Origin of the sequence: Collinsella sp. i05-0019-G5, assembly GCF_042851345.1 — a bacterium.
Taxonomy (GTDB): Bacteria; Actinomycetota; Coriobacteriia; order Coriobacteriales; family Coriobacteriaceae; genus Collinsella.
Genome location: NZ_AP031421.1, coordinates 1,723,007 through 1,737,579, shown reverse-complemented (window position 1 = coordinate 1,737,579; position 14,573 = coordinate 1,723,007). Strand labels below are relative to the sequence as shown.

The window sequence follows — 14,573 nt, the reverse complement described above, 5'->3', positions numbered from 1 at the left end:
AGGGCTGTGTCCAATAAATCCAAGGACGCTGACCCCAAGCAACCAGATTCCTCGTTCATTCAGCTCGATGATCCAAAGCAAAAGGGCGCCGCTTCGGCGGCGTCCACCTCTCGTCGCAAGGCGCTCCTCGGCGTTCTGACTGCTGCATGCACCATTCTGATCGTCGTCTCGCTGGGTTTCGTCCATCCTTCCACAAGCGGTGCCTGGTCCATCGACTGGATCATTCAGACCGTGACGGGGGAGAGCGTCGTCACCAAGGACACCAAGGCGTCTGGCTCGACTACGACTTCGGGCGAGGCCAGTTCCAAGGATTCCAAGTCATCGAATGACGCAAAAGATGAGTCCAAGGGTTCGAACGACGACAAGGACGATTCCGAGTCTTCAAACAAGGAATCGGACAAAAACTCGGATAGCAAGAAGTCCGAGGACCGGGGCGGCAAGAAGTCTGGCGATAAATCCGCTGCCCAAAATACGGGAGCCAGTGATACTTCCAATGCGTCTGGCGGTGCTTCTTCGGGCGGTGGCCAGTCGTCTGATGGAGCCTCATCCTCTAATGGTGGAAACGCCTCCTCGGGCGGCCAGAGCGGCTCACAGGAGTCCAACTACGTTACGGTGACGGTTTCGGTCACATCGAGCGCTGTGGACAATCCTGTGTCCTCTGGTGGCACCTTTACCTTTAACGAAGGTGCTACCGTCTACGATGCCCTGTGCGCGCTGGGCCTCTCTGTCAACGCACACGGCTCATCGTACGGCACGTATGTTTCTGCGATTGGTGGTTTGGCCGAGAAACAGTACGGCGGCACGAGCGGCTGGATGTATTCCGTCAACGGCACAACGCCCATGACGGCCTGTAGTAACTACGTTCTCTCAAACGGCGACAACGTAGTCTGGTATTACGTTACAGACTAGAGGCCTCGACATAGCGCGCCAGACGGGCGGTTCGGACCAACATCCGAGCCGCCCGTTTTTCATGCGAATGGGACTGGATCGCCGGGTCTCTCGGCAAACAAAAAACCGGTTGGAACGGGAATTCCAACCGGTTATACATTCAAGCAAATAGTGAATCGACTATGACCGTGCGCCCTCGAGGAAGAAGCGGCGGCTGAAGTAGTTGTACCAGGTGACGAGGAACGTGGCGATGGCCTTCATGGCTTGGTAGCCGATGCTCAAAAACGTGACGCCCACAAACATATACAGGTCGTTGAGGCCCAGGCCGATCACCGACAGGATGGTGAAGATCGTGAACTCACGCTTGCGGCTCATGCCTTCGCGGTGGTCGAACACGTACTTCATGCTGAGCCAGTAGTTGACCACGACGGACGTGATAAACGAAACCGTGGTGCTCATCAAAAAGTCGAGGTGGAACAGCTCGACGAGCGCAATGAGCATGCCCCAGTCGATGCCAAAGGAGATAAGACCCACGACAGCAAACTTGAGGAACTGCTTGGTATGAGGTTGTGCCAGCGCCTTGCGCACGTAATCACATCCAATGCGTTGATGAATCGAGCAGAGGATACTTTAGAGCTTTTACAAGGGAAACGTAAGGTCTTTGCCAATAACTATATGAACTCGCCAAATTTTCAAGAGCTAATCCGCAAACGTAAAATATTTGCCCGTAAACGAGCGACACCCACGGACGATACTGCGCTGAGTGCGCGTCGTCCGTGGGCGCCGTAATGCTGCAGGGGTTTCGAGCTATTTTGTCTCGTCGCCCTCCAGGAAGATTTTTCGAGTCACAAAGTTGTAGACCATGACAAGCGCGGTGGCGCAGATCTTGGCGATATTGGCCTCGAGTCCCAGGCCGGCGTTGAGCGCCAGCACGATGCCGTCGTTGAGCACCAAACCGATCACGGACAGCACGACAAAGATGATGAACTCGCGGCGGCGGCTCATGCCTTCCTTGTGCGCAAACACGTACTTCATGCTTGCGAGGTAGTTAAAGATGAGTGAGATGATAAAGCCGCTGGTGTTGGCGATTAGGATGTTGAGGCCCAGACCGTAGTGGAGCAGATTCATAATGCCAAAGTCGATAACCGTGGCAATGACACCGACGACGCCAAATTTCATGATCTGCGCAAGGAGCTTTTGCATGGTACCTGCCTTAAGCTGGCGCCGAAGCGCCGCGGGGATGACAAACTCAGCAAGTTTAGCCAATCCCCGCGGGTGGTGCTAGGCGCGCTCCTCGATAGCACCGTTTCTATATGCATCGAGCAGCTGACGCAGGTCTTGGATTTGGCTGCGGATCTTGGCGCCAGTATCGGTGTCGCTCACCATGCGGCGACGGTCCGCTTGGTCAAAACGGTTGGTCTCGCTTTCGATGTCCACGTTGCGCGTGAGTGCCTCGGCAACCGTCGTAAAGGCCCGGTGCGACTTGAGGCGGCAGCCGCGCGAGCTCGAGATGAGCGTATAGCCGGCGATGCCCGTCTTGGGATGGTAAGCGCGGCAGAAGCCGCCATCGATGACCAGCAGCTTGCCCTCGGCGCGGATGGGCTGCTCGCCCTTGGTGGTTTTAACGGGCGTGTGGCCGTTGATGATGTGGCCGGTCGGCGAGCATGCCATGGGCGCGACGCCAAACTCGCGCATGATATCATCGCAGACCGAGGGCGACTTGGTAAGCGTAAAGTACGGGTCCATCGGCTCGACCCAGGTGCTCTTATCGGCGATATAGGCGCGCTCAAAGGTACGCACCAGGCGTCCGCTGGCGGGTGAATTGAAGCCAATCCACAGGTACCACATCCAGTCGAGGGCATCGCGGTCGCCCACGCGCCACGCGCGGCGGGCGATGTGGTCGCAAAAATCGAGATAATCGCGGCCAGCGTGCCAGGTGCCCAGGCAGTTCATGCTGCTAAAGGTGCCGTCTTCGTTGAGCGGAACGCAGCCGTGGAAGAGCAGGTTGCCGTTGGCGACCTTGTAAATCGAGCCGTGGGAATAGAGGAAATCGATATGGCGATGCAGGTGATCGGCGGTGACAAACTCTGACACGAGCTTGTCGATGATGTGCTGCTCCTGAGACGTGAGCGTGTAGGGGTCCGCCGGGTCGACGGTGGGGAAGTCGTTGGTCGTGAGCGGCCACACGCTGTCGTCGGCGAGCGTGACCGTGCCGGTGTCGTGGTCGATCTTGTCGAGTAACAGGCGGTCGGTCATATCGAACTCGGGGTGGCGCTGGATAATCTGGCCCTCGAGCTTAAAGAGCAGCACGTTGATGGCCTTGATCAGCGGGGTGATGGACTCACCGGCGGTGTAGGTGGCATCGGCAAAGGCGACAAGCTCACGCAGCGAGATGCCGTAGTCGTTCTCCAGGATCTCGTAGTTGTCGTAGCGTAGGTTGTTGCGCAACACCGTGGCGATGCAGGCGGGCTCACCGGCCGCAGCGCCCATCCACAGCAAGTCGTGGTTGCCCCACTGGATGTCGAGTGAATGGTAGGTGAGCAGACGGTCCATAATCTTGGCCGCGCCGCCGCCGCGGTCGAAGATGTCGCCCACCAGGTGCAGGTGGTCGACGGCCAGGCGCTTGATGAGCGAGGCGAGCGACTCGATAAAGTCGTCGGCGCTGGCGGTCTCCAGGATGGACTCCACGATGCGCTCGTGATAGCGCACGCGATAGTTGTTCTCGTCCGGGTGCGTGTGCAACAACTCGTCGATGATGTAGGCGTAGTCGCGCGGGATGGCCTTACGCACCTTGGAGCGCGTGTAGCGGCTTGAAAGTGAGCGAGCGACCATGATGAGCTGGTCAAGCATCGTCTTGTACCAGGTTGGCGAGTCCTCGCGCCGGCTGCGGACCAGGTCGATCTTCTCGCGCGGGTAGTAGATGAGCGTGCACAGCTCGCCCTTTTCGTCAAAGGTGAGCGTGTCGCCAAAAATTTCGTCGACATGCTCGCGCACGACGCCCGAGCAGTTGTTGAGGATGTGCATAAAGGCTTCGTATTCGCCGTGCACGTCACTCATAAAATGCTCGGTGCCCTTGGGTAGGTTGAGGATGGCCGAGAGGTTGATAATTTCGGTAAATGCGGATTGTTCGGTGGGGAACTGTCTCGACAGCAGGCGCAGATACTTAAAGTCTTGCGGATTGCGATCGAATGCGACCATGAAACACCTTCCGATGGGGTTGGTAAAACTGATAAACAGCGTCAAACGTTTATCAGTATGCGCCGCTTTTGTTTCGATTGGGGGTGGGAGGTCGAATTGTTGGCCGAACGGTTTGGTAAATCGATTTAGTTGAGGTAGATGTGTTGGTCGGGTGGAGACGACAGAAGGTGTTTTCTCAGATATTTATGCGTGGAGCCGGTGGAGACGATGGTGGTAAAGATGTTCGCTATTTTTGGTTCGATTTGGTAAATAGTGGACATATGTACCGTATGTAGGCTCACTGTGCGATAATTTGCGCAGCAATGAGTAAGGAGCCTCATATGAGTGATTTTGTCCTGACCTGTGAATCCGCCGCCGACCGAACCCGTGAGTTCTTTGCGTCGCGCAATATTCCTGTCGTGTGTTTTCATTACGAGATCGACGATGTTGTCTATACGGACGATCTGTATCAGTCGATTACGCCGGACAAGTTTTTTGCCCAGATTGCCGCGGGCGCCATGCCCAAGACGTCTCAGGTGAGCGTGGGTGAGTACGAGGAGTTTTGGGAGCCGTTTGTTGCCGAGGGTAAAGACGTGCTGCACCTGACGTTGTCGTCGGGTATTTCGGGCACGTATGGATCGGCCTGCGTCGCGGCGCAGATGCTTGCGGATCGCTATCCCGAGGGCGGCAAGGTGCGCGTCATCGATTCGCTGGGGGCGTCTTCGGGCTTTGGTCTGTTGCTGGAATATGCCGCCGATGTGCGCGATAGCGGGGCTTCACTCGACGAGACGGCCGCTTGGATTGAGGAGCACAAACTCAACCTGCACCACTGGTTCTTCTCGACCGATCTGTCGAGCTACCTACGAGGCGGTCGCATTTCGGCTGCGAGCGCGATCATTGGCACGGCGCTTAAGATTTGCCCGCTTATAACGGTCGATTGCGAAGGTAAGCTGTCGCCGCGTGAGAAGATTCGCACCAAGAAGCGCGCGATTTCCGAGATGGCTAAGACCATGATGGCACACGTGCAGGGCGGTACGGATTATTCGGGTAAGTGCATCATGTCGCACTCGGCGTGCCGCGAGGATGCCGAGGCAGTTGCGGCGCTGATTGAGGAACAGGTTCCGCAGCTTAAAGGCAAGATTGAGATCAATGACATCGGTACTCTGATTGGCTCGCATACCGGACCCGGTACGGTGGCGCTCTTCTTTATGGGCGACAAGCGCGTGGATTAATTTGCCCCATCACGTCGCTGCATGATTGCTCAAACGAAAACGGCCCGTCTCACGTTTGTGGAGCGGGCCTTGCTGTTGCGGCTAGCGTTTCTTTCCGCGGAAGAAAAAGCCGTGCAGTGACGGCTTGAGGCCGCGGTTGGCGCGATGCTCCTCGACGCGCTCGTGGATCGAAGCGACGCGCTCGATGACTTCGTCGGGAATCGGCACGTCGGGATTCATGTTCTCGACCTGGCTGACTTCGGCGGCGGCGACCTGGTCGATAATGGGCACATCGTCGCGCGAGATGACAGGTGTGGCGTCTTCCTTCATCTTGCGATAGCGCTGCATCATGTCGGCCTGTAGCTGCTGGGCCGAAGGCGGCGTCCAGATGATGGCGTTGGCGCCGGCGGCGATGGTTTCGCGGATGCTCTCGGGCGTCTTGCCGCCCGGCGCGATGAGCGGCAGGTTGGGATAGTGCTCGCGCAGCTCGCGTAGGACCTGCGGTGTGTTTTTGCCGGCCGCGATGTTGAGAATCTTGGCTCCGGCGCGCACCTTGGCATGCGCATCGTCGTCGCAACGTACGACCGTGGCGATGACAGGGATGTCGGCGATGTTGGTGATGTGCTCGACCATCCCGGCGGTGGCGGGGGAGTTGACCACGCAGCCCGCCGCGCCCTGCATCTCGGAGACGGCTGCCATCTGCACGGAGCGCTTACCGGTCGTAGTTCCGCCGCCCACGCCTACAAAGACCGGGCACTCGGCGACGGTCAACAGTGCCTGCGTAATGGCCGGCTGCGGCGTGAAGGGGTAAACGGCAAAGACGGCATCGGCGTTGGAGTTGCGGATAACCGCGACATCGGTGGTGTAAATGAGCGACTTGATGCGGCGGCCGAAGAGCGTAAAGCCGCTGGCCTCCTCGATCTCGTCGGGCATGCGAAGGGCCGCCTTGCGCAAACGTCCGTCGATGGGCAGTGGCTCCATGGGGAGCAGTCCGTTGGGGGTCACGGCTACCTGGGGCTCGGTGAACTCGTCTGCGAGCTCGACCTCGGAGAAATCGACCGAGGCGACGATGTCCTCGTGAACCTCGGCGGGCACATCGATGGGAGCTTGGTCGTTTGCCGCGGCAGGCGTGTCGAAGGAGCTGGTGCCGACGAAGGCGTCGACGCGCTCATTTAGATCGTTGAGGGTATCCATGGAGGCTCGATTCTATGTGATAACGGCCGGCGCTATGCAGCCGGAATTGCGAATGCTAAATCGTTTGACGAGTTGATTTTTCCCCGCCGCGCCATCCGTTAGACCGAAGGGCCGGCGAACGTGAAGGAGCTGTGGTGGCGGGGATCGAGGTGCTATCTTGAAAGTCCCGTTTAAAAGAGAGGTGACGCGGTATGGAATTGACAGCAATGTTTGGCTCGATTGGCCTGTGTGTGGGCGCAATCGTTGCCGCCGCGGTCATCTACTTTGTGGCCACGGCCATTAAGGGCAAAAGGGCCGAGCGCAAGGAGCGTGCGATGCTTAAACAGCATCGCGACCAGCAGGGCAAACGCGCACAGAAATAGCTTGTTGAGTTTTGGATCCGTGCGCTAGCTGCGTTTTCGGATCAGGGCAATGTAGAAGCCCTCAAAGTCGCGGCTGGGCGGAATGGTCAGCGTGCCGGGCATACCGTTGGCGACGGACGAGACGTGGCCGGCGGCGATGGCCTCGGTGAGAGCGTTGCTCTCGATGTGTGGCTCTTCGCCAGCTTCCTGAGCACGTTGCGTTTCACTTTCGCTCGGCGTGCCGTCGAGGGGGATAAGCTCGCAGTCCATATGCTTGTCGAGGGCCTCTTGCAGGGCGTCCTCGTTTTCCTGCGGCAAGATCGAACAGGTCGAATAGACGAGCGTGCCGCCCGGTTTGAGGGCACCCATGGCGCGGTCCAGAAGTGCTCGCTGCGAGCGGGCGCACTTGCTCAGCAACTGCTCGGTGAGGCCGCGCAGGCTTTTCTCGTTGCCGTTGATGACGGTGCCCGTGCCGGTGCAGGGAGCGTCGAGCAGGATGCGGTCAAAGCGGAAGAACTCGTCGAGCTCGCGTGCGTCGATGCGCATGACGGGCACGTTTTTGGCACCTTGGCGGTGGAGGTTGGACTCAAGCTTTTCGGCGCGGGGAATGCTCATCTCGCAGGCCGTGAGGTGTGCCTGGCCCTGGGTGAGGGCGGCGATCTGCGTTGTCTTGCCGCCGGGGGCTGCGCACATGTCCAGGATGTCCTCGCCGGCCTGAACGCCCAGGGCCAACGGCGGCATCATGGACGACAGGCTCTGCAGATAGATTTTGCCGTCGCGGTAGATGTCGAGATCCCACAGATCGGAAACCTGGGCCTCGGGCAGGATAAAGGCGTCTGGGTACCAGACGACGGGGTTGTGGGCGATGCCGGCTGCATCGAGCGCCGCAGCGATGTCCTCGGCGGTCGCCTTGAGCGTGTTGGCGCGCAGTGTGACCGGGCGTGTGGCCGCGGCACCAAAGCCCTCGATCATGAGCTCGGCATCGGCGGGCGCATAGGCGCCGGCGACCGTGTCGACCATAAAGCGCGGCAGGTCGGCGGCGCAGGGAAGGGCGGCAAGCTGGTCGGAAAGCTCGGTGGAGGCAAACTGCCTAAGCTTGAGCTCGGGCTTAACCTGCTTTTTCTGCTTACGACGACGCGGCTTGGACATCCGTCTTTCCTTCCCGTTCCAAATTGACTACTTTCCGGGCACGCCGCTGCTGGCGTGCTTTAGTACTGGCTCTCGTGCTTGCTAAAGAAGTCGAAGCGCGGGGGCAGCGGCTTCACGCGGTGCTCGCCGGGCTTCTCGCCCAGGCTCTCCACAAACTCATCCGTGGAGGCAAAGATGTTATCCCAGCTAAAGAAGGCGACCGGGTCGACGTCGAAGTACTCGCAGATGAGCTCACAGCCGGCCGGGACGATGCCGTGCATGAGCACGGTCGCCACGCGCAGCTCGCTAAAGGCGTCGACGAGGGCCTGCGCCATCGCGGCGTTTGCCTCATTACCCTCGAGCTTGTTGGCGGCCTTGGAGGCGTCGCTCCAGCGCTTGTTGGCGGCGCGTAGGTAGTCGTCGCACACGGCAAGCGCGCGGTGCGTCTCGAACTTGTACATGGCCTGTTCAAAGGCGAGGGCTGCCTGCTGGGCGGCTTCGATTACGGTGCCAGAAGCGGCGCCGGCGGGAATGCAACCGTTGCGATAGGGACTCTCGTCGCCCTCCTTGACGGCGACGCCGTAGAAGCAGCTGCGGGCCAGACGGTTGAACACGCCGGTCAGCAGCGCGCTCTCCTTAAGGGCGGGGTCGATGACGCGCTTGTCGTCGCAGGCGCGCACCTCGTTGCCGTCCTTGTCCTTGCCGGTTACGCGCGTGTCGTATGCCTTGGGACTAAAGCTCACCGGCTTCTCGGACAGGCCGAGCGACAGCCAGTGCGCGCGCATCTGCTCGCAGGTGTAGTGGTTGAGCAGGTCGTCTGCCGGCGGGGGAGGCGTCTGCGAGGACGAGCTGGCTTTTTTGCCCATGTAGAGCAGGTGATAGCAGGCGCTGACGGTGCTCTGCGTAAGATCCCAACCCAGGGCCTCCCACATGGCGGTCTGAGCTATGCAGTAGAAGTAGATGTTGTCCTGACCGATGAACTGGTAGATCTGAGCGTCGTCAGAGCACCACCAGTCGCGCCAGTCGAGCGAGCTGTGCTGGTAGGTGGGAGCGGGTACCTGCGTGGAATCGGCAGCGGGCTCGCCCATGAGGGCGGCATCCTGGGCGGCGACGCCCTCGGTCACGCCGGCGGCCTTGGCATCGCGTGCGAGCACGGTACGCGTATAGCTGATGGGCGCCCACAGGCTCTCGGGCCAGCACCAGCAGGTGACGTCGGAGACGCCATCGACCTCGGGCACCGGAACGCCCCAGTCGATGTTGCCGGTGATGCGGAAGGGCACGAGCGCCTTGCCGCTGCGGAAACGCACGCCACCGTTGGCGAGCACCGCGTGGGCATCGTCGCGCTCCTTCCAGCTGGGGAAGGTGACGGTAAAGCTGCTCTTGTTGCCCTCGGGCTCCAGGACGGTGTGCTCGGGAAGCTGATCCTCAACGGCATCGAAGGCCTCGCGGAACTTGTTCTGGATGTAGAGCTGAGCCGGCAGCAGCCACTCCTCCATGGTCTTGGAGACCACGGAACGAACCTGCGGGTTCTGGGCGAGCTTGGCGGTATAGGTCTTCATAAAGTCGAGGTAGGCCGGCAGGTCGAAGTAGAGGTTGTCGACCGGGCGCAGCTCGGGCACCTCGCCGGTGAGCTGGCTCTTAGGCGCGATGAGCTCCTCGGGCTCAAACTGGTGGCCCAGGTCGCACTCGTCGGCATAGGCCTTCTCGGACTTGCAGCCCTGGATGGGGCAGCGGCCGATCACCTGACGGCCGTTGAGGAACGTGCCGGCCTTGGCATCGTAGAACTGCAGCGTGGAGCGCTTGGAGATGGTGCCCTGCTCGTGCAGGCGCTCGATAATCTCGGCGGTCACCTCGTTGTGAATCTGCGCAGCCGGCTCAAGGCCCGAGCCGCCGTAGATATCGCAGCTGATGTTGTAGTTGTTGAGGGTCGCTGCTTGGCGGGAGTGATTGGACTCGACGTACTCGTTAATGGACTTGTCGTAGCCCTCGTTCTCCTTGAGCTTGCGGTAGCTCTCCATGATGGGCGAGCCGTAGCAGTCGGTGCCCGAGGTGAAGATGACGTTCTCACGGCCCAGGCGGTCGCGCAGGAAGCGGGCGAAGAAGTCGGCAGGGACAAAGACGCCGCCAACGTGGCCAAAGTGAAGGCCCTTGTTGCCGTAGGGCTCGCCGGCGGTAACGATGGCGCGGCGAGGCCAGCTGGGACGGTCGTTCATGGAGTATTTGGATGCCATGGGGCTCCTTCGCATATGGTGAGGGCGCGGCCGGGCGCGGGGCTCGGCGGCGCGGTGGTCAATTCGTGCATATCGTTCGACATTATCGCACATGCGGGCGGGTGCGTGGCAGGGGCGCTATCCTAAGATGCTATGAATGAGATTTCCAACATACATGCGTTTGAAGACGAGGATTTTCTGCACGCTTGCTTCGTGTGGGGGATGGTCGTAGTCGGCGTGTTTGCCGTGTGCCTGGTGCCGGTGTTTATGCTGCTGGGCGGACCCGCGGACCTGGATGCGGCTGACGCGGGCGGTTGGACGGCGGTCGTGGGCTGGATAGTCGGCTTGGCTGCGATCTCAATGGCGTCGTTCGCCGTGCACGAGCTGGTGCACGGTGTGTTTTTTAAGCTGCTGGCGCCTGCGGGCGCGAAGGTGACCTTTGGGGCGAATCGCGAGACAGCGATGATCTATGCCTGCGCCGAAGGCGTTGTGTATTCTCGCCGGCGGTACGTGGCGGTTTGCCTGGCGCCGACGGTTGTTGTGACGGCAACGCTTGCCCTGGGGTTTGCGTTTTCGGGCTATCCGCTGCTGTGCTATCTGGCGGCCGGCTTGCATTTGTCAGGCTGTGTGGGCGACTGGTATTACGTGCGGACCATTTTGCGCGACCGCCGCATTGTCGCCTGCGAGGATACGTCCTTTGGCGTGCGCTTTTTCGGGTGAGGAGATGTTGATGAAGCCGTTGTTGTTGCACGCTTGCTGCGCGCCGTGCTCGCTTGAGCCGGTCCGCCTGCTGCGCGAGGAAGGGTTTGAGCCCACGATTTGCTGGACCAACCCCAATATTCAGCCGCACGATGAATGGCAGCGTCGCCTGGACGAGCTGCGCCGGTGGTGTGCCGATGGCGACATCGAGCTTATCGAGGCGGGGGAGGACCGTGAGCGTTGGGAGGCCGGCGTGGCCCCGCTGGGCGCCGATCGAGCCCGTCGCTGTCGCGCATGCTATGCCCTGCGCCTGGCCGAGGCATGCCGAGTGGCCCAGGAGCGCGGGTTTGAGTTTGTGGGTACGACGCTCGCCGTCTCGCCGTATCAGCTGTTCGACACCTGCAATGATGTGTTGGAGCGTCTGGCTGCCGCCCGCGGTCTCACTCCGGTGATTCGCGATTTTCGTCCGTATTACCCCGAGGCGACACGCCGTTCGCGCGAGCTGGGCATGTATCGGCAGAACTACTGTGGTTGCCGCTTCTCGGCTGTCGAGGCGGCCATGGACCGCGCCCGCATCCGCGACGAGCGCAAAGCGTCCAAAAAGTAGTTCTTTTGAGCTGGCAGCCTGCTAGGATGTAGAGCGGACTATAGCTATATAAGGAGTATCCGACGTGTCTATGCGTACCGATGATTTTGACTACAACCTTCCCGAGGAACTGATTGCCCAAGCTCCTGCCGAGCCGCGCGACTCCTGCCGCCTGCTGGTGGTGGATCGCAAGGGCTCCCAGGCGGGAACGCCGCTGGAGCACGGCGGTACCGTTGAGCACCGCATCTTCCGCGACATCATCGACTATATCGAGCCTGGCGATGTGCTCGTCATCAACAAGACGCGCGTGATGCCGGCCCGCCTGATCGGTCGCAAGGAGGGCTCGGGCGGCGTGGTCGAGACGCTGCTGCTCAAGCGCCGCGAAGATGTTGACCCGCTGGGCCACGTTTGGGAGTGCCTGGTCAAGCCGGGTAAGCGCCTGAAGCCCGGTGCTCAGATTGAGTATCGTGCGGGCGGCGCCCATGCGCCCGAGGGGGCTCCCGTGGTGCTGACGGCCGAGGTCATCGACTTTGTCACCGATAGCCGCGGCGGCCGCCTGGTGCGTTTTGAGCCGGCCGGTTGCAATGCCGCCGGCGAGCCGCGCACGCTCGACGAGGCCATCCATGCTGCCGGCCACGTGCCGCTGCCGCCCTACATTACCGATTACGAGGGCGATCCCGAGAAGTACCAGACCGTCTACGCCATGAAAGAGGAACACTCGGCTGCAGCTCCCACGGCGGGTCTGCACTTTACTTCCGAGCTCATGGCCGCTATCGAGGCCAAGGGTGCGAAGTTTGCCGCCGTCGAGCTCGAGGTGGGCATCGATACCTTCCGCTTGGTGGAGGAGGACGACCCCACGCAGCACGTCATGCACACCGAGCGCTACCACGTGTCGCAGGAAGTTGTCGACGCCGTGCATAAGGCGAAAGCCGAGGGTCATCGTGTGATCGCCGTCGGCACTACCGCGGTGCGCTCGCTCGAGAGCGCGTTTGACGCAGAAGCCCCGGTGTTCGATCCGGCCGTGACGGCGCGCTATTTTGAAGGCCGCGAGGACGGAGCCGACACGCTTGGCCGCGGTGACATCGTGGTGCGCGAGAACGCCACGACGCAGCTCTACCTCATGCCCGGCTCGACCTATCACGTGGTAGACGCGCTGATCACGAACTTCCACGTGCCGCGCTCCACGCTCATGATGCTCGTAAGCGCACTTGCCACCCGCGACCAGATCATGGATGCCTACGCCGCTGCTATCGAAGAACGCTACCGCTTCTTCAGCTTTGGTGACGCCATGCTCATCTTGTAGGTTACGGCGTTTTACAAACGCCGTAACCGGTCGACGCTGCGCGGGCCGCATTTGGACAATCTGACGTTCAACTTCAAGGGCGCGACCAGAAGGTCAGCGCCCTTTCGTTTCACGTCACCTTGCCTCAAATGCGACCCGCTCGCTCATATGACCCAATCCACTGTCAAGGGCCACAATGGCCCCGCCGACCGCTTGCAATCGGTCGGCGGGGCCTGCCGTTAAACCCGTCCCGGTCCGCCCCCGGCATGTCATCGACGCCTTCGGCTCAGTCTCATATCCGCGGATACCGCTCCGGCGGCCCGCAATCCTCTCCTTCGGCGGGGTTCCCCTAGTCTGTCTTCGCGCATGCGGCGGCCGCCGCGCGCACAGCGAGAACGGGGGTGTCCCCGAAGGCTGCCCGGCTCGCCGGGACGGGGGCTTATGTCTATTCCGCGCCCTCCCGGCACATCGTGCCGAGGGCCCACAGCCACCTCACGAGCTCGGCCGCGGTGGCCGCGTTCGCCTTCGCCTGCGGCATCCCGCGGGCGATCATCTCCTCGCGGCGGCGCAGGAGCCTCTCGGACCCCTTCCTCCCGTGCATCCTTATCTCGAGGGGCACGCCGGAGCCCTTGGGCATCAGCTTCGGCTGGTGGCCGGCCTGGGCATAGCACCAGGACCCCTCGACAGCCAGCTTCCTGACGAGCGCGTTGCCGGCCCCGCTGATTCCGCCGAGGCGCACGGAGTCCGCGCTCGACCTCTGCTTCGGGGCGAGGCCGAAGTAGGCCGTCACCTGCCTGCCGGAGCGGAACCTCGAGAAGTCGCCGACCTCGGACGCGAAGGCGGCGGCGAGCGCGAACCCGCACCCCTTGATCGACTGGAGCGCCTCGACCTCGGCCGAGAGGGGGCCCGCCGCGACGGCGGCCCTGTATTCGGCGAGGAGGGCCTCCCTCGTCTCGTCGGCCGCCTCGACCTCGTTCCTCAGCGCCGCAAGCGCCCGGATGCCTCCGTCGTCGGCGGGGTGTATGCCGTCGAGCCACCTGAGGAAGCCGTACGTCCAGTACTTCCGGGGGTTGCCGGCCGGCGTCGTGCCGCCGTAGACATAGCCGCGGCGGGCTAGGAACGCCAGGAGCCGCTGCTTCGCCGCCGCGAGCCTCGCGGTCGCCGCGTCGTGGGCGGCGGCGAGGTCCCTGAGCCCCTCGATCTCGGGGGACGGCACCCATACCGGGGTGACGTCGTGCGACAGTATCGCCTTGGCCATCCTGGCCGCGTCGTTGCGGTCGTTCTTGGACGAGAGGTCGGCAGCCGACCTCGGGACCTTGGAGACGGCCGCGACGACGCAGTCGACGCCGAGCCCGGAGAGCTCCCTTTGCGGGGCGAAGCCGAGGTAGCCGCTCTCGTAGGCGGCGAGCGACGGGCCGGGGAAGCCCGACATCCACTCCGCGACCTCGCCCCAGGGGTTGCCGCGGAACCTCCTCGTCACGGCCTCGCCCGTCTCCGCGTCGAGCGCGCAGACGGTGGTGGACCTGAGGTGCACGTCCATTCCGAAGGCGGTAGAATATCTAGGCACGGGAGCCTCCCAACCTCGTTGCGGCGCGGCTGCGCCTCTGGCACTTCAACAACATTGTCGCAGTCCCGACCCGCGGTCACGAGCGGGGGCTCCTGTCGTTTCCGTGCCCCTGGATTGGGTCATAGTGTCTGTCGTTGCCAAAACACCGGCATTTCTTTGGTTGTCAACAAAACATCGGTGTAGTCATTGGGGACGTTCTTAAACGACTACCTTGCATCAATCTAAATAAGTTGCGGTGAGATAGTTCTTGAATTGGCCTTTTTGGGCTAAACAGGAACTATCTCACCGCA

At 61.5% G+C, this 14,573-nt stretch carries 13 protein-coding genes; 6 read left to right on the top strand and 7 right to left on the bottom strand.

Going from position 1 to position 14,573, the window contains the following annotated elements; all coding sequences use genetic code 11:
• Nucleotides 1–6: 6 nt before the first annotated feature.
• Complete coding sequence (locus ACGHIZ_RS08215) at nucleotides 7–909, top strand: DUF4430 domain-containing protein (protein WP_368141495.1); 903 nt, start codon at nucleotides 7–9, stop codon at nucleotides 907–909.
• A 159-nt stretch (nucleotides 910–1,068) separates the two neighbouring features.
• On the opposite strand, the gene ACGHIZ_RS08210 is transcribed toward ACGHIZ_RS08215, so the two are convergent.
• The 3 genes from ACGHIZ_RS08210 to ACGHIZ_RS08200 all read right to left on the bottom strand — a co-directional run bounded on the left by ACGHIZ_RS08210 (nucleotide 1,069) and on the right by ACGHIZ_RS08200 (nucleotide 4,086).
• On the bottom strand, nucleotides 1,069–1,476 hold the full coding sequence (locus ACGHIZ_RS08210; RefSeq protein WP_022095123.1) for a GtrA family protein: 408 nt from the start codon (nucleotides 1,474–1,476) through the stop codon (nucleotides 1,069–1,071).
• Nucleotides 1,477–1,695: 219 nt separating this feature from the next.
• Entirely contained in the window at nucleotides 1,696–2,154 is a 459-nt protein-coding gene (locus ACGHIZ_RS08205) for a GtrA family protein (protein WP_390447396.1), read from the bottom strand.
• A gap of 15 nt (nucleotides 2,155–2,169) precedes the next feature.
• Nucleotides 2,170–4,086 carry a fructose-1,6-bisphosphatase gene (locus ACGHIZ_RS08200; protein ID WP_390447393.1) on the bottom strand — a complete coding sequence of 639 codons (1,917 nt, stop codon included), beginning with the start codon at nucleotides 4,084–4,086 and terminating at the stop codon, nucleotides 2,170–2,172.
• A gap of 320 nt (nucleotides 4,087–4,406) precedes the next feature.
• Here ACGHIZ_RS08200 and ACGHIZ_RS08195 point away from each other — a divergent pair, with 320 nt between their 5' ends.
• Entirely contained in the window at nucleotides 4,407–5,297 is an 891-nt protein-coding gene (locus ACGHIZ_RS08195; RefSeq protein ID WP_390447389.1) for a DegV family protein, read from the top strand.
• An 81-nt stretch (nucleotides 5,298–5,378) separates the two neighbouring features.
• Here the strand turns inward: ACGHIZ_RS08195 and ACGHIZ_RS08190 are convergent, their stop codons facing one another.
• Entirely contained in the window at nucleotides 5,379–6,470 is a 1,092-nt protein-coding gene (locus ACGHIZ_RS08190; RefSeq protein ID WP_250787479.1) for a hypothetical protein, read from the bottom strand.
• Nucleotides 6,471–6,661: 191 nt separating this feature from the next.
• Here ACGHIZ_RS08190 and ACGHIZ_RS08185 point away from each other — a divergent pair, with 191 nt between their 5' ends.
• Entirely contained in the window at nucleotides 6,662–6,832 is a 171-nt protein-coding gene (locus ACGHIZ_RS08185) for a hypothetical protein (RefSeq protein ID WP_390447386.1), read from the top strand.
• A gap of 24 nt (nucleotides 6,833–6,856) precedes the next feature.
• Here ACGHIZ_RS08185 and ACGHIZ_RS08180 read toward each other — a convergent pair whose 3' ends face one another.
• Complete coding sequence (locus ACGHIZ_RS08180) at nucleotides 6,857–7,960, bottom strand: RsmB/NOP family class I SAM-dependent RNA methyltransferase (protein ID WP_390447383.1); 1,104 nt, start codon at nucleotides 7,958–7,960, stop codon at nucleotides 6,857–6,859.
• Nucleotides 7,961–8,019: 59 nt separating this feature from the next.
• Nucleotides 8,020–10,170, bottom strand: a complete 2,151-nt coding sequence (locus ACGHIZ_RS08175; protein ID WP_390447380.1) for a methionine--tRNA ligase — start codon at nucleotides 10,168–10,170, stop codon at nucleotides 8,020–8,022.
• 132 nt (nucleotides 10,171–10,302) lie between these two features.
• Here ACGHIZ_RS08175 and ACGHIZ_RS08170 point away from each other — a divergent pair, with 132 nt between their 5' ends.
• The 3 genes from ACGHIZ_RS08170 to queA all read left to right on the top strand — a co-directional run bounded on the left by ACGHIZ_RS08170 (nucleotide 10,303) and on the right by queA (nucleotide 12,737).
• Nucleotides 10,303–10,869, top strand: coding sequence for a DUF3267 domain-containing protein (locus ACGHIZ_RS08170; RefSeq protein ID WP_390447377.1), 567 nt, complete (start codon nucleotides 10,303–10,305; stop codon nucleotides 10,867–10,869).
• A 10-nt stretch (nucleotides 10,870–10,879) separates the two neighbouring features.
• Nucleotides 10,880–11,455 carry an epoxyqueuosine reductase QueH gene (locus tag ACGHIZ_RS08165; RefSeq protein ID WP_390447374.1) on the top strand — a complete coding sequence of 192 codons (576 nt, stop codon included), beginning with the start codon at nucleotides 10,880–10,882 and terminating at the stop codon, nucleotides 11,453–11,455.
• Nucleotides 11,456–11,525: 70 nt separating this feature from the next.
• The gene (queA, locus tag ACGHIZ_RS08160; protein ID WP_055310234.1) at nucleotides 11,526–12,737 is read left to right on the top strand and encodes a tRNA preQ1(34) S-adenosylmethionine ribosyltransferase-isomerase QueA; all 1,212 of its coding nucleotides are present in this window, start codon (nucleotides 11,526–11,528) and stop codon (nucleotides 12,735–12,737) included.
• 424 nt (nucleotides 12,738–13,161) lie between these two features.
• Here queA and ACGHIZ_RS08155 read toward each other — a convergent pair whose 3' ends face one another.
• A complete protein-coding gene (locus ACGHIZ_RS08155) occupies nucleotides 13,162–14,256 on the bottom strand; it encodes an IS110 family transposase (protein WP_118260311.1) in 1,095 nt (364 codons plus the stop codon).
• Between the last annotated feature and the right edge of the window lie 317 nt (nucleotides 14,257–14,573).